Source organism: Gordonia marina (assembly GCF_052036135.1).
Classification (GTDB): domain Bacteria; phylum Actinomycetota; class Actinomycetes; order Mycobacteriales; family Mycobacteriaceae; genus Gordonia.
In genome coordinates, this window is the sequence record NZ_JBPSDN010000020.1 from 1 (window position 1) to 18,162 (window position 18,162).

Annotated in this window: 17 protein-coding genes and 1 pseudogene; 14 read left to right on the forward strand and 4 right to left on the reverse strand. The window is 68.5% G+C overall.

Annotated elements, in window-relative coordinates:
- From ACSEEN_RS13440 to ACSEEN_RS13450, 3 genes and pseudogenes are all read left to right on the forward strand, one after another.
- A pseudogene (locus ACSEEN_RS13440) lies at window positions 1-120 on the forward strand (IS30 family transposase); the annotation flags it as partial.
- Between the two features lie 353 nt (window positions 121-473).
- Window positions 474-710, forward strand: a complete 237-nt coding sequence (locus tag ACSEEN_RS13445) for a helix-turn-helix domain-containing protein (protein ID WP_440713423.1) — start codon at window positions 474-476, stop codon at window positions 708-710.
- Between the two features lie 77 nt (window positions 711-787).
- A complete protein-coding gene (locus ACSEEN_RS13450) occupies window positions 788-1,417 on the forward strand; it encodes a hypothetical protein (protein ID WP_440713424.1) in 630 nt (209 codons plus the stop codon).
- On the opposite strand, the gene ACSEEN_RS13455 is transcribed toward ACSEEN_RS13450, so the two are convergent.
- Both ACSEEN_RS13455 and ACSEEN_RS13460 read right to left on the reverse strand, forming a co-directional pair.
- Window positions 1,403-2,671, reverse strand: a complete 1,269-nt coding sequence (locus ACSEEN_RS13455; protein WP_440713425.1) for a tyrosine-type recombinase/integrase — start codon at window positions 2,669-2,671, stop codon at window positions 1,403-1,405. The genes ACSEEN_RS13450 and ACSEEN_RS13455 overlap by 15 nt on opposite strands.
- 179 nt (window positions 2,672-2,850) lie before the next feature.
- Window positions 2,851-3,762 (reverse strand): aminoglycoside phosphotransferase family protein, encoded by a 912-nt coding sequence (locus tag ACSEEN_RS13460; protein ID WP_440713426.1) that lies wholly within the window; start codon window positions 3,760-3,762, stop codon window positions 2,851-2,853.
- A gap of 173 nt (window positions 3,763-3,935) precedes the next feature.
- Here ACSEEN_RS13460 and ACSEEN_RS13465 point away from each other — a divergent pair, with 173 nt between their 5' ends.
- The 3 genes from ACSEEN_RS13465 to ACSEEN_RS13475 all read left to right on the forward strand — a co-directional run bounded on the left by ACSEEN_RS13465 (window position 3,936) and on the right by ACSEEN_RS13475 (window position 5,969).
- Window positions 3,936-4,637, forward strand: a complete 702-nt coding sequence (locus tag ACSEEN_RS13465) for a nucleoside/nucleotide kinase family protein (protein WP_440713427.1) — start codon at window positions 3,936-3,938, stop codon at window positions 4,635-4,637.
- Window positions 4,638-4,689: 52 nt separating this feature from the next.
- A complete protein-coding gene (locus ACSEEN_RS13470) occupies window positions 4,690-5,484 on the forward strand; it encodes a tyrosine-protein phosphatase (protein ID WP_440713428.1) in 795 nt (264 codons plus the stop codon).
- An 89-nt stretch (window positions 5,485-5,573) separates the two neighbouring features.
- Complete coding sequence (locus ACSEEN_RS13475; protein WP_247866691.1) at window positions 5,574-5,969, forward strand: DoxX family protein; 396 nt, start codon at window positions 5,574-5,576, stop codon at window positions 5,967-5,969.
- Here ACSEEN_RS13475 and ACSEEN_RS13480 read toward each other — a convergent pair.
- Complete coding sequence (locus tag ACSEEN_RS13480; protein ID WP_440713429.1) at window positions 5,953-7,188, reverse strand: MFS transporter; 1,236 nt, start codon at window positions 7,186-7,188, stop codon at window positions 5,953-5,955. The genes ACSEEN_RS13475 and ACSEEN_RS13480 overlap by 17 nt on opposite strands.
- Window positions 7,189-7,268: 80 nt before the next feature.
- Between ACSEEN_RS13480 and ACSEEN_RS13485 the strand changes: the two genes are divergently transcribed.
- Window positions 7,269-7,940, forward strand: a complete 672-nt coding sequence (locus ACSEEN_RS13485; protein WP_298441336.1) for a FadR/GntR family transcriptional regulator — start codon at window positions 7,269-7,271, stop codon at window positions 7,938-7,940.
- Here the strand turns inward: ACSEEN_RS13485 and ACSEEN_RS13490 are convergent, their stop codons facing one another.
- Window positions 7,941-8,879 carry a M23 family metallopeptidase gene (locus ACSEEN_RS13490; RefSeq protein WP_440713430.1) on the reverse strand — a complete coding sequence of 313 codons (939 nt, stop codon included), beginning with the start codon at window positions 8,877-8,879 and terminating at the stop codon, window positions 7,941-7,943. It abuts the gene before it with no gap.
- 168 nt (window positions 8,880-9,047) lie between these two features.
- Between ACSEEN_RS13490 and ACSEEN_RS13495 the strand changes: the two genes are divergently transcribed.
- From ACSEEN_RS13495 to ACSEEN_RS13525, 7 genes are all read left to right on the forward strand, one after another.
- Window positions 9,048-10,460, forward strand: a complete 1,413-nt coding sequence (locus ACSEEN_RS13495; protein WP_440713431.1) for an endoglycoceramidase I — start codon at window positions 9,048-9,050, stop codon at window positions 10,458-10,460.
- Between the two features lie 10 nt (window positions 10,461-10,470).
- Window positions 10,471-11,127: an HAD-IA family hydrolase gene (locus ACSEEN_RS13500; protein WP_440713432.1), complete on the forward strand. Its 657-nt coding sequence runs from the start codon at window positions 10,471-10,473 to the stop codon at window positions 11,125-11,127.
- Window positions 11,128-11,208: 81 nt separating this feature from the next.
- Window positions 11,209-13,242 (forward strand): N-acetylglucosamine-specific PTS transporter subunit IIBC, encoded by a 2,034-nt coding sequence (gene nagE, locus ACSEEN_RS13505; protein WP_440713433.1) that lies wholly within the window; start codon window positions 11,209-11,211, stop codon window positions 13,240-13,242.
- 18 nt (window positions 13,243-13,260) lie between these two features.
- A complete protein-coding gene (locus tag ACSEEN_RS13510) occupies window positions 13,261-14,655 on the forward strand; it encodes a YibE/F family protein (protein ID WP_440713434.1) in 1,395 nt (464 codons plus the stop codon).
- Between the two features lie 10 nt (window positions 14,656-14,665).
- Window positions 14,666-15,274, forward strand: a complete 609-nt coding sequence (locus ACSEEN_RS13515) for a phosphoribosylanthranilate isomerase (RefSeq protein ID WP_440713435.1) — start codon at window positions 14,666-14,668, stop codon at window positions 15,272-15,274.
- A 44-nt stretch (window positions 15,275-15,318) separates the two neighbouring features.
- Window positions 15,319-17,568, forward strand: a complete 2,250-nt coding sequence (locus ACSEEN_RS13520) for an MMPL family transporter (RefSeq protein WP_440713436.1) — start codon at window positions 15,319-15,321, stop codon at window positions 17,566-17,568.
- Entirely contained in the window at window positions 17,565-18,161 is a 597-nt protein-coding gene (locus ACSEEN_RS13525) for a TetR/AcrR family transcriptional regulator (protein WP_440713437.1), read from the forward strand. The genes ACSEEN_RS13520 and ACSEEN_RS13525 overlap by 4 nt, the downstream gene beginning before the upstream one ends.
- Window position 18,162: the final 1 nt, after the last annotated feature.

Sequence of the window (18,162 nt, forward strand, 5' to 3'; positions counted from 1 at the left end):
CTGTACCTCGAAGCGATCGCCCGCGAGCTCAACGAGCGGCCACGGCAGTGCCTGGGCTTCTACACTCCACGGGAAGTCTTCGAACGCCTACTGAAGGACAACGTTGCTTCCACGAGTTGACACCGCCGTCTGCAGACCCGGCGGCGTACCGGCTGCCAGAACTCTGCTCGAAACGGCCGCAGGGCAGACCACCCTCCTTAAGATCGGCAGCGATCTGATCGGGATTCTCGTAGTCCTGTAGGCCCGACAGCGGGAACTTCGGTTTCGTCTCGCCGCCATCGCTGCTGCCACAGCCCGCGAGCACCGCCACGGCTGCCATCGCACTGACGCCGACCGCCAAGGTTCGCTTCATCTGTTCCGCCCCATCCGCGTAGTTCGTAGGTCTTCCGCGAATCTAGCACCTGCTGACATGACTCCTTGGCTCTGGCCCGATACGGCTAGGCCGTATGAGCTAGGTAGCCGTGCCTGGTCCCGTGAAGCCGCCGCTCAACGCCCTCGTGGCGGAGCTTGGCGAGCGCGTCCGCGCACGGCGCGAAGAACTCGGCTGGAGCCAGGAGCAAGCCGCCGAGCACATCGGGATTCACTGGACCCAACTCGGCCGGGTCGAGCGCGGCCAGCGCAGCAGTCGAGTCGAGAGCGTCGTCAAGATCGCTGCTGGCTTACGCACCACGCCCGGCGCACTGCTGGACGGCCTGCCCCTGGCCGACTGACTGCGCGGCGCTCAACGGCCTATAGCCAGGGCGGGCGGTCGTCCGCTTTGTCATTCGTCCGTGGCACCATGTGCGGCATGACCCTGGCAGACGTGCAGAAGATCGAACTGGTCAATCAGGTGGCTACGCCGATGTGGCAACTGTGGCTACCATTCTTGAGTTCCGTCCTTGTTGCCGTCATTGCGCTCGGTGGTGTTTGGTGGCAGATCCAGCAGAACTGGCGCGCGCTTGAAAAGTCTCGAAAAGACCAAATTGACCAGGCGCATAGAGACGCGACTATCAATGACGCAGTTGTTGCCATTAGTGCTGCCACGGAGATTTCCCAGACCATCAGCATAGTGACCACCTCTCGCCCACTGAGTGCTGACATGGTGTCGGGACTGACGCAGCGCGCGGCGGAGGTCCATGCGAGTGCCGCTCGCCTACGACTCGTCTCAACGCGGGAAATCTCGACTCTGTGCTCTGACCTCGCCTACACGTGCCAGAAAGGGGTCGCCCACATGCTCCTGAATTGGCATGCCGCCGTCGCAGAACCTCCAGAGGTCGCTGTCGACGCCAACGGAGAAGTGCACCTCGGCGAGGTGAGTGAAGCGAGCAGGGCGATCTTTGACTGGTCGGCGAAGATCAGGAATAGCGTTGACCAGCTTGCCGCGATGGTTGGTGAGCATGTCGGCAACTCCTGTGCTGTCTCATCACCCGCCGAATAGCGGTGTCACGTTGGCCGGCTGGACGTCGGCAGTCGCGGCGTACGTCGGTGCTGGCAGGTTGTTGAGCGCGCCGCCGTCTTCGGTCGGTACCCAATCGCCGTATGTGTCGAGCGTGAGGGTAAAGGTGCTGTGCCCCAACCACTTTGAGACTTGCATGAAGTGCATACCTGCCGATAGCTGCATTGTGGCGAACGTGTGCCGCAGGTCATGGAGCCGGACGCCGCGCTGAGCGGGCCGATGGCGGGTAGCCGGGGCGCTCGCGGGTAGGCCGACAGCAACCAGCGCAGGCTTCATGATCGTGTCGTAGAACGTCCCCATCGCCAGGGGCTGCGTCCAGTCGTGCGGCACGGCGTACCGCGCGCCCTTGGCGCGGAAGCCACCGCCATTCTTGCGGCTCGGCCACAGTGGAGCGGTCAAGTCGGCGGCGTTCGGGTGGACCTCAGCGAGGTACGTCCAGAGCTTCGCCGCAAGCCAGGGCGGCAACGGTACCGAGCGCCGCGACTTCTTGGACTTCGTGGTGCCGACCTGCCATTCCTTGTTACGCCGCTCCTTGGTGCGCGTGACGTGGACGGTGCAGCGCGTCTGGCCGGGGCCGGTGGTGAACTCTAGGTCGCCAACCTCCAGCCCTGTGTTCTCGGCAGCGCGCAGGCCGCTATAGGCCAAGAACTCCACCATCAGCGCATAGATCGGGTAGGCGGGCAGGTCGCCAACCTCGCCAGCGACAGCAGCGGACAGCGCGCCGACTTGCGCAGCGGTCAGCGGGTGGTGCTCGAAACTCTCGCGGTCGCCGGTCGCGCGGTTGGTCTGGAAGTCCACGCGGTCACACGGGTTGGCGTCGAGCGCGCCATGCTGCACCGCGCACTTCAGCACTCGACGCAACACGGTCCAAACGTGCTTCACCGACGCCGGGCTCAGCTGCTCGCCGCAGTTCTGGCGCGAGGGTCGGGCGACCAGGTTAGTCAGGAATTCCTCGCATAGCCGGGGCGTGATCGCGGCGACGGCCATGCCGCCAAACGTCGGTAGCACGTCGTGCTTCAACAGGCGTTCGTAGTCGCCCACCGTGCGCTGCTTCATCCGCCCCTGCTTGACCTTCAACGTCTGCGTATCCAGCCAGCCCTTGAGGCCTATCGGCTTCGGCGCTCGGGTACGGTCCCGGCGTTCGGGGCGCGGTTCCTGCCGCCTAGCTCCATCGGAGACGGTGCTGACGGGCGTCTCCGGCTTCGAGGACGGGACCGAGAATTCAAGTCCGCACAATGGCCGCCACTTGGCCGGGCACGGCGGGGCCGATGGTGACGGCAGCCGGGGCGCTGCGTTCGGGGTCGGGTATTTTCAAGCCGATTCGAGTCGTCGGCGCAGGTCGGCGAAACCCCAGGAAAAGCCCGCCGTAAGTTCTTAAAATCCGCCGAGTGTCGGTTCGAGCCCGACCGGGGGCACTACTGCACCGCCTTGGCCACGCTGATGCACCGCGTGATCCACTCACGCTCGGCGTCGTCCAGCTGGCGATTCACACGTCGCGCATCGTCGACAGCCCAGTGCGCGTTCAGCATCATGCGGACGATCACCCAGTCGCGGGCACGCTCGTCGTCGAACCCGGCCGCTTCCACGACCGCGAAGAAACGCCGCCGGATCGATTCGCGCAGGTAGCCGTCCATCTCGGCCCAGCGGTTCCAGAGCAGCGGCGCCACCTCGTAGTGCGGGTCGCCGGAGAGAGGCTGCGGGTCGATCACCAGCCACGGCTCCCGCTGAGCGGCAAGGACGTTCCCGTAGTGCAGATCGCCGTGCACGATCGTCCCGGCCGAATCCGGATCGGCCACGAACTCCCGTCCGCGTACGAGTGCGCGGTCGATCAGCCGGCGCGGCACCGGCAATTCGTGCGCGCCGGCGTCCATCGCGTCGAGCCACCGCGCCAGCAGGTCAGGCAGCGCGGGGAATCGGCGCGGGGCCGGGCGGTGCAGTCGCGGATAGAACGACGCGACGATCTCGCATGCCTGCAAGTCCCATTCGCCGGACAGATCCTCGTGGCCGAGCCGCTCGAGCAGCATGGCGCGCCGGGCCGGATCGGCGCGGTACATCCGGACGGCACCGTCACCGGCCCATATCTGCAGCGCCAGATGCTCCTGCGCGGACTCCTCGGCACCGTCGAAGCCGACCTTGAGGACGGCCTCGGTGTCGTCGTCCGCGCGGACCGGGATCACGACCGACGCGAAGCAGTGCAGGGCGTCGCCGTCCAGGGTCAAGCGCCATTCGGCCAGCAGCTCGTCGCACAGTCTGGGGAGTCGGTCCAGCCACGACACCCAGTCCGGCCCCAGCCGCCGCTGGGCTTCGAGACCGTCGGGAATCCGCACACGCCCACCCTACGAGCAGTCGTGGGGCGGCGGGCCCACTCGGGTTCGGGCGACCGACCACGTCGGCCACCCCCGAATATCGGCTCACGAGGGACCATTCCCGTCGTCACCTGATATTCGGGGGTGGCCGACGAGACCGCTCGTCCACACCGCCGCCCAGGCAGAATAGCGCCATGCAGACTCCATCCGTCCGGATCATCGAGCGGATTTCCGCAGAATTGATCGCCGCCGACCCCGGCCGTCCCTGGCGCGTCGGCGTCGACGGGGTGTGCGGTGCCGGGAAGTCGACGTTCGCCCGCACGCTCACCGCGGTGATCCAGGGTTCCGGCCGCCCGGTCGTCTTCATCGACTCGGACGGATTCCATCACGCGCGTGCGCGGCGCTACCGGCAGGGACGATCGTCGGCGCGCGGGTACTACGACGACGCGTACGACTTCGACTCCCTGGCGTCCGAGGTCTTGCGGCCCCTCGGTCCGGATGGATCGCGACGGTACGCGACCAAGGTTCATGACCTGGCGTCGGACGAGGTGATCACCGGCGCCACAGCCGTCGCGGCGGCGAACTCGATCGTCATCTTCGATGCGACGTTCATCCAGCGTCCAGAACTCGACGGTCTGTGGGACGACGTGATCTATCTCCACAGCGACGAATCCGCCGCGATCGCCCGCGGAGTGACGCGCGACGCCGATGCCCTCGGTGGCGAGGCCGCCGCACGCATCGCGTTCGAGTCGCGCTACATGGCCGCATGTCGTATCTACCTCGCCGAACGGCAGCCGAGGTCACGCGCGTCCATCGTCATCGACAACACCGATCCCGGAAGACCGGTCGTCGAACGGCTGAACTCTCGCGCGCGCCGGGCCCGCTTTGTAGTCTGAGCGGACAATTGTCCCTCGCTCAGGGGACAGACGATCCGCAAAGGAATCCGCGATGCGTGCACGATTCGCCGCCGTCCTCGCCGCCGTCGGCCTCCTCCTCGGCGTGTCCATCCTCGCTCCCGCGGAAGTACACGCCGCGCCCCGACTCGAGGGGGCGTCGAACTTCCGCGACCTCGGCGGCTATCAGACCTCCGACGGCAGGACCGTCCGCGAGGGCCTGGTGTTCCGGTCGAACAAGCTGAGCGATCTCACACCGTCCGATAAGCAGAAGATCACCGACGCCTCGATCACGCTCGCCGTCGACCTCCGCAATGTCCAGGAACGCAAGGACGAACCCGATCAGTTGCCTCCGGGGGTGCGCTACCAGGTCGCCGACGTGGTGAGCTTCACCAACGGGATCTGGTTCCACGAGCCGGTCCCGCTCACGCTCGGCCGCGGGCTGATCGACTACTACACGACGGGGTCGTCGAACGTCGGCCAGAGCCTCGGCTATCCGTTCATGGTCAGCTATCACGGATCCGATGTCGCCTTCCACGACCTGCTGGTGGCGATCGCCCGCAACACCGACGGCGGCACCGTCTTCCACTGCAGCGCGGGCAAGGATCGCACCGGCTGGGGCGCGGCGATCCTGCTGAGCATCCTCGGCGTCCCGCGGGCCACCATCGACGCGGACTTCCTGAAGTCGAACACCTACCTCGGTCGCGACGACGCCGTGGAGCTGTCGTGGCTGAACGCGGCGTTCGACCAGGTCAAGCGGCTCTACGGATCGATGGATCGCTATGTCCGCCACGGCCTGCGGATCGATCAGCCGACCATCACCGCGCTCCGCACTCGACTGCTCACCTGAACCCGGGCGACTCCAGCTATAGCGGACCGAAGTCCGGATAGGCGGGGTGTTCGGTACCCTCGAAACGACATCGAGAACCGAGGAGAACCATGAGCCTGTTCGACATCGCCGGCCGCGCCCTGACCGGACTGCCCTTCGTCAAGCTCGGCTACGCCGCCGCCACCGCACCCGGCCCGCGCGTCGACATGGCCAAGCCGGTGCTCGATCCGCTGCGCAAGGTGGTGCCGATCCCCGTCGACGACGAGATGGTCGTGCGCGCCAACGGTGCCGCGCAGGCCGTCGGCGGCGCCCTGCTCGCCGCCGGGGTCCTGCCGCGCGCCGCGGCGCTCGGCCTCATCGCCTCGCTGGTCCCGACCACCCTCGCCGGTCACGCCTTCTGGACCTCCGACGACCCCGCGGTCCGCGGACAGCAGCAGGTGCAGTTCCTGAAGAACGTCACGATGATCGGCGGCTTGACCGCGATCGCCGCTACGTCACGGAAGTAGCCGGCGCCGCCTCGGCGTCGCCGGGGACGTCGACGACCTCGATCTGCGCGGGCGCCCGTTCGGCCAGCACGAACGAGGTGCCGAACCCGACCGCGAGCAGCGCCGCGAGAATGACGAAGACCCAGCGCACGCCCACACCGTCGGCGATCATGCCCAGCAACGGGCTGACCACACCGCCCAGCGACAGGGTGAGCCCGAGCGTGACCCCGCTGGCCACGCCGATCCGGTTCGGCAGATACGAATGCGCGAGGGTGATCTGCCCGGCGAACGGCGCGAACAGCGCCAGCCCGAGCGCGCCGGTCGCCACGAAGACGACCAGCGGGGACGGCGCGAGAACGATCGCGACGATACCGCCGACCCCGGCCAGGTAGCCGCAGCGCAAGACCGGCAGCCGGCCCACCCGGTCCGAGAGCCACCCGCCCGCCAGCGTGCCGACCGCGCCGGCGGCGGGGAACACCGTCAGGGCGATCGACGCGTAGTCGGGCGTGGAGTGAAAGCGCGCGACGCAGTACAGCACGACGAAGGTCGAGGTGCCCACGTAGGCGACAGACCAGGTGGCGAGCACCGCGGTGAGCCAGCCGAAGGCCCGCCAGTCGTCGCGCAGATCGGTGTGCGCGGCGACCGCGACATCCCGGGGTCTCACCCGCCGGAACAGCTGATGCCGCGCGACGACGAAATACGCCAGCGCGAGCACGACTGCCGGCACGATCAACAGCCCGGTCCCCCGCAGCCCGAACGCACCGACCACGGCGACCGCCGCGGCGGGCGCGAGTGCCACCCCGGCGTTGCCGCCGACGGAGAACAGACTCATCGCGGCCGTCGTGCCGCCGCCGGCCTCACGGGCCTGCATGGTCGCGGCCGGATGATAGGCGGCCACCCCGATTCCCGACATCGCGATGAGTGCCCACACCACGATGTACGACGATGAGAAGAACCCGCTCAGCGCGACACCGGCGCCCGCGGCCAGCAGTCCGGCGAGGCTGATCCAGCCGAGCCCGTACCGGTCACTCAGATAACCGAAGCCCGGTTGCGCGATGCTCGACAAGGCGGTCGCCGCCAGTGTGATGCCCGCGACCGCCGCATACGAGTAGTGCGCGTGCAGCACGAAGAACGGAAGGAGCGCGGCCACCGCCCCGGTGTAGAAGTCGTTGGCGGCGTGCGTCGCAGTCAGCACCCACAACTGTGCGCGGCGCCGTTCGGGCGCTACGGTCGAATCCATGATGTTCCTCTCGATCTCCCCTGCCAGGGACGAGACGGACTCTACACAACTCCTCAGACAAGTAGACAATTGAGGTTACGGTGAGCCAGGTCAAAAGAACTCCACTCGCGAATCAGGCGGCCGAGCTGCTGCTGGACCGGATCCGCGCCGGGGAGTGGCCGCTCGGAGCCAAGATCCCCGGTGAAACGACCCTCGGGCCGCAGCTCGGGGTCGGTCGTTCCACGGTCCGGGAGGCCATCCGGCAGCTCGCAGGCAAGGGCGTCCTGCAAACGAGACAGGGAGCCGGAGTGTTCGTCACGGCGCTCGACGCTGCCGAGGACTGGAACACCGTGTTGCAGCGGGCCGAGATCGCCGCGGTGATCGAGGCTCGCACGGCCATCGAAGCCGAGGCCGCCTACCTGGCCGCACAGCGTCGCTCACCGCAGGCGTTGCGCGCCATCCGGCGCACCCTCGCCGACCGCGAGCGCCACCGGGAATCCGCCGCCGACTACGTCGACGCGGACATGCGCTACCACCGCGCCGTCGTCGAGGCCGCAGACAATCCCGTACTGCTCGAGCTCTTCGACTCTTTCGTTCCCCGGCTCCGGCAGGCGATGATCGACATGCTCGCCCTCGGCGCCGGCATGGATGACGACGCCGACCGCGGCGCACACGAGCAGCTCACCGAGGCGATCGCCGCCCACGACGGCGACGCGGCACGTCGGCTCAGCCGAACCCACCTCGACGCCCTGTGCGAACGCATCGCACGCTGACTACAGCCGGAGGAGCCGATTCCGCACCGGGAAGTGTCCGTCGATGGTGAGCCACAGCGGGTCTCCGGCGAAGGGCTTCGCCGGATCCGGCGACCGCCGCTGCGCATGGACGTGCAGGTGCGGTTCCGCCGCGTCGCCGCTGTTCCCGACCTTGCCGAGCGGAACGCCGATCTCGACGTGGTCACCGGCCCGCACCACGACGCTCTCGTGCTGCAGATGCGCGAGGAGCACCTCGTAGTCGCCGCAGGAGACGAGCACATAGTTTCCGGCCGGGTTGTCGCTGTCGGTGTCCGGAACCCGATGGTCCGGCAGGTCGGCGCGCGTCTCGGCGACCGTCCCGACGCACGGGGAGATCACCGGCGCACCGTAGATGTAGTACGCGGCCGGATCGGCCGGCGCGATCCCATGCGCACGACGCCCCAGGCCGTCGACCTTGACCAGATCGACGCCGCGGCGCTGCCCACGCCACTGATCCGAATCGGATGTCAGCAGGTGCCGGTTCACGGCGGAGCGGGACCCACCACTGGTGACGTAGTACGCACCCGGGTCGAGCGGTTCGGCGATGTCGACCGCCCCCGGCGGCTGGGAACGACCCGCCGCGGCGGGCACCACCAGCAGTGCGACGACCGCCACCACGAGCAGCGCCACGATCGTCGTCTCCGACCACCGCCAGCCGCGCCGCCGGGTGGTCCCCCGGCGCGACAGCCGCAGCACCGGCCGGACGAAGCTCGCGAGCGCCAGAACGACCAGCACGAACGGCGTCCACCACGGCGGATACAGCCACGTGCCGCCGAGGATCAGCCAGGCCAGCCCGGTGGCCAGCAGCAGTGCGCGCAGGCCGAGCGCCCACCACGACGACGCCGGCACCACCGCGTTGAGCAGGATCAGCAGCAGCGGAATCCCCACCTGGATGATCGCCAACTGTGCGATCGGCGTCATCGGCGCGCCCTTCTACGATTCTCGATCTGCCAGGATTCCGTCATCTCATCTCAAATCGGTCACCGTGACGCATCGACTCGACCACACAAGTAACACCCGACTCTTCAGTAACGCGAGACTTCTCGCATAGTCCCCAATTCAGGTGACACGACTGGAGAAAGATCGACCATGACCACCGTCCTCCGGCGGCTCGCCCTCGTCCTGGCAGCCCTGCTCGTCCTCCCCGTTCTGCTCGCGGCGCCACCCGCGCGGGCCGCTACCCCGCTGAGCCAGCTCACCGCGCGCGGCGGTGCCATCGTCGACGCACAGGGCCGCACCGTGCTCCTGCACGGCGTCAACAACGTCGACAAGGAACCGCCGTACGTCCAGCTGAACGACGGCTTCACGCTCACCGAGAACGACGCCCAGTACCTCGCCGACCAGGGCCTCAACGTGGTCCGCCTCGGTGTCTCGTTCGACGGCCTGATGCCCGAACGCGGCCGGATCGACCACGCCTTCATCGATCGCATCGTCGCGGTGGTCGACCTGCTCGCGGCGAAGGGGATCTACACCCTCATCGACAACCACCAGGACGGCCTGTCGTCGATCTGGGGCGGCAACGGCTTCCCGGCCTGGTCCCTCACCGCGCGCCCGGCCGGCTGGGAACCCAACCCCGGGTTCCCGCTCTACTACCTGATGCCGAGCATGAATCAGGGCTGGGACGAGGTCTGGAGCAACAAGAACGGCGTGATCGACTACCTCGGCACCGCGCTCGCCGCCGTCGCCGACGCGGTCAAGGGCAAGCCGGGCGTCGCCGGCATCGAACTGTTCAACGAGCCGTGGCCCGGCACCGCGGCACTGACCTGTTTCCCGGTCGGCTGCCCGCTGTTCGACCAGCAGTACCAGTCGGTGATGAACAAGCTGACCACCCGGATCCAGGCCGCCAATCCCGCGGTTCCGGTCTGGTGGGAGCCGAACGTCACCTGGAACCAGCTGATGCCGAGCTACCTGGGCCTGAGCAAGATCGCCTCGCCCAATGTCGTGATCTCCCCGCACGACTACTGCATCCCGTCGCAGCTGGGCATCTACCTCGGCCTGCCCGAGCAGCTGCGCAGCCTGTGCCCGCTCCAGCACGACCACACCTGGAGCAACATCGACCTGGTCAAGGCCCGCACCCGCCGGCCGGTGGTGGTCACCGAGTTCGGTGACATCGACCCGACGGTCATCGGCAACACCGTCACCCGCGCCGATGAGCGGATGGCCGGCTGGATCTACTGGCACCTGAGCTCCGGTCAGCGATTCGGCGCCGACGTGGCCAAACACCTGGTGCGCACGTACCCGCAGGCCACCGCGGGCGCGCCGCTGTCGATGTCGTACGACGAGAACACCGGCGCCTTCCGCTACACCTATCGGCCGAACCGCGCGATCAGTGCGCCGACGGTCATCGCGGTGCCCGCGCTGCACTACCGCGGGCACCCGGCCATCACCGTCGACGGCGGTTCGGTGGTCGGCCCGACGGACGGCCCGACCGTCTCGATCAAGGCCGACGGCGCCGGTCCGGTCACCGTGAACATCGTCGCGGGCGGCACCGCGTCGCCGTAGGCTCGGCACCATGACAGACACGTTCGACGTCGGCGCGGTCCTCCTCGACATGGACGGCACCCTGGTGGACTCCACCGCCGTCGTCGAACGTGTCTGGACCGCCTGGGCACACGAGCACGGCCTGGACCCGGCGGCCGTCCTGGCCGTCTGCCACGGGCGGCAGGGTCACGAGACCATGGCGGAACTGCTTCCCGACCGGCCGCGCGAGGTCAACGTCGCCGAGAACGACGCCCTGCTGAAGGTCGAGACCACCGACCTCGACGGGGTGGTCGCGATACCCGGCGCCCCGGAATTCCTCGCCGCCCTGCACGACGTCCGGCACACGCTGGTCACCTCGGCCGACACCGGGCTGGCCACCGCCCGGATGGGTGCGGCCGGGATGGCGCTGCCGGAGCTCTCGATCACCGCGGAGAAGGTGACCCGCAGCAAGCCCGACCCCGAAGGCTTCCTCGCCGCCGCGGCCGCGTTGCACGTCGACCCGGCCGACTGCCTGGTCTTCGAGGACTCCCCCGCCGGCATCGCCGCCGCTCATGCCGCCGGAATGCCGGTGGTCGCGGTCGGCCCGCACGCGACGGATCTGCCCGCCGAGCGGCACATCGACGACTATCTCGGAGTCCGGGTCACCGCGCGGCCGGACGGCCGGGCACTCATCCTGATACCAACCTGAGGAATCGGGCCTCAGCGGGCACTCGCACCAGATAGCGTGTGCGTCGCATATGTCCACCCAGAGCAGGCGGTCACCCGACAAATGATGAAGTTCCTTCAGAACCTCGGCAAATCAATCATGCTGCCGGTGGCTGTGCTGCCGGTCGCCGCGATCCTGGTCGGTATCGGCAACTGGATCAAGGGCGCGGCCGGCCCGAACGTGGTCGAGGCCTTCCTCACCACCGCCGGTCTCGCCGTCGTCGGCAACCTCGCCCTACTCTTCGCCGTCGGTGTCGCGATCGGTATGGCCGAGAAGTCCGACGGCACGTCGGCCCTGGCCGGCCTGGTGTCCTGGCTGGTGATCACCAGTCTGCTCGCGCCGAGCTCGGTGATGAACCTCCTGGGCAAGGGCTTCACCTCGACGCCGGTCGCCGACGGGACGGCCGTCACGGCCGGCCAGCAGATCGCCGAACAGAACGGGCACTTCGTTCTGCAATCACCGGACGTCAACGCCGCGTTCGCGCCCGGCGCCTTCCAGAACGCGTTCATCGGCATCCTGTGCGGCATCATCGGCGCGCTCTGCTACAACCGCTTCAAGGACGTCCAGCTGCCCGACGCGCTGTCGTTCTTCTCCGGCCGCCGCAGCGTCGCGATCGTGACCGCGGGCGTCTCCCTGATCGTCGCCCTGATCCTGCTGTTCCTCTGGCCGCTGATCTACACCGGCCTGGTCAACTTCGGCGAGTGGATCGTCGACCTCGGCGCCCTCGGCACCGGCCTGTACGGCTTCTTCAACCGCCTGCTGATCCCGTTCGGCCTGCACCACGCGCTGAACTCGGTGTTCTGGTTCGACGTCGCCGGCATCAACGACCTCGGCAACTTCCTCCAGGGCAGCGACGGCCCGGGCGTCTTCGGCGTCACCGGCCAGTACATGACCGGCTTCTTCCCGATCATGATGTTCGGCCTGCCCGGCGCCGCCCTGGCCATGTACACCACGGCCAAGCCCACCCAGAAGAAGGTGGCCTACGGCATCCTGCTGTCCGGCGCGGTCGCGTCGTTCTTCGTCGGCGTCACCGAGCCGCTCGAGTTCTCATTCATGTTCCTGGCACCGTTCCTGTACGTGCTGCACGCGCTGTTCATGGGCATCTCGATGGCGATCAGCCAGCTGCTGCCGGTCCGCATGGGCTTCGGTTTCTCCGGCGGCTTCGTCGACCTGGTGCTGAACTGGACCAACCCGCTGGCCGAGAACCCGTGGATCATCCTGGTGATGGGCGTCTGCTGGTTCGTCATCTACTTCGTGGTGTTCCGCTGGGTGATCCTGAAGTTCAACCTCAAGACGCCGGGCCGCGAGGACGACGCCGACTTCGTCGAGGAAGAACTCGACAACGGCGGCGACAGCCCGTTCCTCGGCACCGCCGCCCGCTTCATCGACGCCCTGGGCGGCGCCGCGAACATCACCAGCCTCGACAACTGCGCCACCCGGCTTCGCATGGAACTCGCCGACACCTCGGTGGTCGACGAGGCCGCGCTCAAGAAGGCGGGCGCCGCCGGCACCATGAAGCCCGGCGGGCACTCGATCCAGGTGATCTACGGGACGCGCGTCCAGTTCGTGAAGGACGCGATGGAAGACCTCATCGCGGGCCGCGCCGCCGCACCGGTGACCACCGCGGTGCTCGACAAGCCGGCCCCCGAGGACGACACGCCCGAGGACGACGCCGACGAGCCCGCCACCGGCAAGACCGTCGTCCTGCAGCAGCCGATCCCGGGCGAGGTCCTCGCGCTCGACGCGGTCCCCGACAAGGTCTTCGCCAGCGGCATGATGGGCCCCGGCCTGGCCGTCGACCCGGCCGCCGGTCTCGTCGTCGCCCCCGCCGACGCCACCGTGGTGACCGTGTTCCCGACCGGTCACGCGCTCGGGCTGAGGCTGGCCGACGGCACCGAGATCCTGATCCACGTCGGCCTGGACACCGTCAAGATGAAGGGCGACGGCTTCTCGCCGCTCGTCAAGGCCGGCGACACCGTGAGCGCCGGGCAGCCGTTGCTCGAGGTGGACCTGGACAAGATCCGCGAGGCCGGCTTCTCCCCGATCACCCCGGTCGTGGTGATGAACGACAAGCAGGCGACCGTCACGTTCGGCTGATCGGCTACCGTCGAGCGTGTGAGCCACCGTCTCCCCGAGCCCGCGGACTCACCGGCCGCGAGCGGCCCGCCGCCCGGCGCATCGCCGGGCCCGGCGCCCGGTGGCCACACGCACGCCGGCCACGTCCACGCGACGGGACCGGTGGAGAACCTCGCCCGCTACTCCCGGCCGGCCGTCGTCGGTCTGCTGGTCCTGGCCGCGCTGGCGACGGTGATCGGCGCGATCCTGCTCTGGCCGAGCCACGCCGAACGACCGCTGCCGATCCCGTTCCAGGCGGCCGACGGCGGGCCGATCCGGACGGTCGACGCCACGGTGATCTCGCAGTCGCGCGCCGACTGCGGAACGCTGACCCCGGGCACCGCGACCACCGCGTATCCGGCGATCGCGGCGACCGGCGGGCCCTGCATCGCCTCGGTCACCCGGCTCACCTCGGGGGCGCAGCAGGGGCAGTACGTGGTGCTGTCCATCGCCACCAACCGCACCCAGACCGACGACGTCCCCGGCCAGCCCTCCACCAAGGGACTGGACCCGAACGCGCCGATGGCCGGACAGCCCGACCTGCACCTCGACGACCATCTGCGGCTCTCCGTCATCACCGATCCGTCGGGCACGCTCCGCTACGCCTTCTACGACTATCAGCGCGGCACTCCGCTGATCTGGTGGGCGCTCGCCTTCGTGGTGGCGGTGGTGGCCGTCGCGACCTGGCGCGGACTGCGGGCGGTGATCGGACTGGTCTTCGCGTTCGGCGTGCTCGGCTACTTCACGCTGCCGTCGATCCTCGACGGGCACTCGGTGGTGGGCGTGGCGCTCGTCTCGTCGGCCGCCATCCTGTTCCCCGTCCTCTATCTGGCGCACGGGGTCAACATGCGGACCAGCTCCGCGCTGTTGGGCACCATGGTCTCGCTCGTCCTGGCGGCCGGGCTCAGCCAGGCGGCCGTCAGCTCACTGTCCCTGACCGGCCTGTCCGGCGAGTCCACCCGGACCCTGCAGCTGTATCAGGGCTCCCTCTCGCTGTCCGGGCTGCTCCTGGCCGGCTTCGTGATCGGCACGCTCGGCGTGCTGAACGACGTCACGATCACCCAGGCGTCGACCACCTTCGAGCTGGCCGCCGTGCCCGGCCAGTCCCGGCTGGGCGCGTTCCGCGGTGCCATGCGCGTCGGCCGCGACCACATCGCCAGCACCGTCTACACGCTCGTCTTCGCGTACGCGGGCAGTGCGCTGCCGCTGCTGCTCCTGTTCTCGGTGGCCGGGCAGCCGTTCTCGTCGCTCCTGACCGGCGAAGAGGTGGCGATCGAGCTGGCCCGCACCTTTGTCGGCGGTATCGCGCTGGCCCTGTCGGTGCCGTTCACCACCGCGATCGCCGCCGCCCTGATCGCACCGCCGTCGCCGGAACCCGGCGTCGCGCGGCCGTAAAGTGGGCGGCATGTACGCCAAGGTATGCGGCCTGACCGCGATCGACGACGTCGACGTGGCCGTCGCCGCGGGCGCCGCCGCGATCGGCGTGGTGATCAACCGCACCAGCCCCCGGGCCATCGCGCCGGAGCTGGCACGACGGATCGTGGCCGCCGCCGACGGCCGGGTCGACACCGTCCTGGTCGTGAACGACATGCCCGCCACCGACGCGGCCGAACTCGCCACCGACCTCGGCGTGAGCATCCTCCAGCTGCACGGCACCTACACGCGCGACGACTTCGCCGCCGCCACCGCGCTCTTCGGCCGCGTCTGGCGCGCCACCTCCCTCGCCCACGACCCCGACCTGCACGTCGGCGCGTACGGCGAGGAGACGCTGCTGCTCGACGCCCCACGCCCCGGGTCCGGTGAACAGTGGGACCTGAGCGCGCTCGCCGAGAACGGCCCCGACGGACTGTGGATTCTGGCCGGCGGACTGCGCCCGGACAACGTCGCCGCCGCGATCACGCAGGCGCGGCCGTGGGGCGTCGACGTCTCCTCCGGCGTCGAGTCGTCGCCCGGACGCAAGGACCACGATCTGATCCGTCACTTCCTCGCCGAGGTGTGCGCGGCTTCACGCTGAAATCACGTTGCCGACGGAAGTATTACTCAGTAACACTTGTTGGCATGTCCTCAGTTCTCTTCCGGCTCGGCCGGTTCTCCTTCCGTCACAAGTGGTGGGTACTCGCCGCGTGGGTCGCGGTCGTGGCGATCTTGAGCACCCTCGTCCTCACTCTGCATCCCAAGTTCGCCAAGGACTTCGAGCTGCCCGGCACCGACGGCGGCATCGCGATGGAGCAGTTGCAGAAGAACTTCCCGGCACTCTCCGAACAGCAGACCAAGTCGCGCACCATCGTCGTCGTCGGCGCGGAGAACGGCCTGGCCGCCCACACCGGGCAGATCAACAAGCTGACCGGTGAACTCGCGAAGCTGCCCAGCGTGACCGATCCGCAGACCATCACCGACCCGGTGACCGCGGCCAAGGCCGATCCGGCGATCGCCGAGAAGGTGCTGTCCAAGGACGGCAAGATCGGCCTGATCACGGTCAGCCAGGACGTCGACCTCATGGACGTCAAGGCCGCCGACAAGGAGAAACTGGTCAAGATCCTGGAGGACAACCGCACCGGCGGCCTCCAGGTGGAGGCGACCGGCAGTCTGATGCAGGCGCGGGAACAGAGCATGGCCGAGGTTCTCGGCTTCGCCGTGGCCTTCGTCGTCATGATCGTGGCGTTCGGCGCCCTGATCGCGGCCTTCATCCCGCTCATCACCGGCATCGTGGGCGTCGGCCTGACGATGATGCTGCTCATGGTCAGCGCGACGTTCATGAGCGTCAACCAGACCGCGACCGGCATCGTCATGATGCTCGGTATCGCCGTGTCGATCGACTACGCCCTGTTCATCGTGACCCGGTACCGCACCGAGCTCAAACGCGGCGGCTCACCCGCCGACGCCGCGGGCCGGGCCGTCGGCACGGCGGGCACCGCCGTGGTCTTCGCCGGCCTCACCGTCATCATCGCGGTGGTCGCGCTGATGGTGATCGGCATTCCGCTGATCACCCAGATGGGCCTGGGCGCCGGTCTGGCCGTCCTGGTCGCGGTGATCGCCGCCCTCACCCTGATCCCGGCGCTGCTCGGCGCCGTCGGACGCTTCGCCTTCCTGCCGAAGATCCCGTGGATCAAGCACGCCGAGGAGTCCGACACCGCCGATACCCTCGGGGTGAAGTTCGGCCGCGCCGTCGTCGCCAAGCCGATCCCGTTCATCGTCGTCGGCCTGGCGATCCTGATCGCCGCTGCCATCCCCGTCAAGGGCATGCAGCTCGGCATGGACATGAACTCCGATGAGGAGGCCGCCGCGCAATCCCTGGTCGCCAAGGGCTTCGGCGAAGGAATCAACGGCGAGCTCTACGTGGTCGTCCACGCCGACGACGCCGCGGACCTGGCTCCGGCCGCCGATGCCGCGGTCGCCCGGATCAAGACCATGAAGGACGTGTACCAGCCCGAGTCGCTGGCCTGGATGGGCAACGGCACCGACAAGCAGAATCCGAACGCCGGTGCGGACACCGCCCTCATCGTGGTGACCCCGAACAGCAAGCCGAGCGCGCCACAGACCCACGACCTGATGGAATCGGTCCGCGCGCTCAGCCCCCAGCTGCGCGAACAGCACGCGGAGATCCACGTCGGCGGCCAGACCGCGATCATGTCCGATCTGTCGGCCAAGCTCGACAAGGCACTGATCCCGTACATCGCGGTGGTCGTGGGCCTGGCGTTCCTCATCATGATCGCGGTGTTCCGGTCGATCTGGGTGCCGCTGATCGGCACGCTCGGCTTCGTCTTCTCCGTGCTGGCCACGTTCGGCATCACCACCCTGGTGTTCACCGACGGCGCCCTCGGCCTGATCGATCACACCAAGCCGCTGCTGTCGTTCCTGCCGATCTTCCTGGTGGGTGTGGTCTTCGGCCTGGCGATGGACTACCAGGTGTTCCTGGTGACACGGATGCGCGAGGAGTTCTTGCACGGCATGTCGCCCAAGGACGCGATCATCGCCGGGTACCGGCACGGCGCCCGCGTGGTGACCTCGGCGGCGATCATCATGATCAGCGTCTTCGCCGCGTTCATGCTGTCGCCGGAGACCACCAACAAGATGCTCGGCTTCGCGATGGCCGTCGCGGTCTTCTTCGACGCCTTCATCATCCGGATGACGGTGGTGCCCGCGGTGATCTCGCTGCTCGGCGAGAAGGCGTGGGGTCTGCCCCGCTGGCTCGACAAGCTGGTGCTCAACTTCGACGTCGAGGGCAGCGCGGTCCGTAACCGCGGCCTGAGCGAGGAGACCTCCGAGCCCGTCGAACTGACCCCGGCCACCCCGGCGGCCGCCACGTGATCGAGCCCCGGCCCGGGTCGCGCGCCGAGCACAAGGCGCGCACCCGGGCCGCGATCCGCGCCGCCGCCCTGGAGCTGATCTCCAAGCAGGGTTACCAGGCCACCACGGTCGCGCAGATCGCCGAGCGCGCCGGGGTCTCGCACACCACACTGTTCCGGTACTTCGACTCCAAGGAGCAGGTGCTGGTCACCGATGACCTCGGCGAAGCTCGGCAGCGGATGCTCGACGCGGTGCCGCCCGGTCTGAGTCACTTCGACCTGGCCCGCCGGATGCTCACCGACCTCTTCGAGGTGGCCCGTGACGACCCCTGGGCCAGTGATCCCGAACGGCTGCATCTGCTGCGCACCGAACCGGTACTCCGCATGGCGTATCAGCTGGAGGCCGACCGGGTGATGCTCGAAGCCGTCGAGTTCGTCGCCGACTACACCGGCACCCCCGCCGATGCCCTCGAACTGCGGGTCTTCGTCGCGGCGCTGTCCGGGGTGATGATGATGATCGCCGAGCAGGCCGCCGAACCCGACGAGGCCACCCTCGCCGAATTCCTGGCCGCCGTCGACCTCCTGGAACAGGGCTTACCGCTGGTCACCCGGTAAC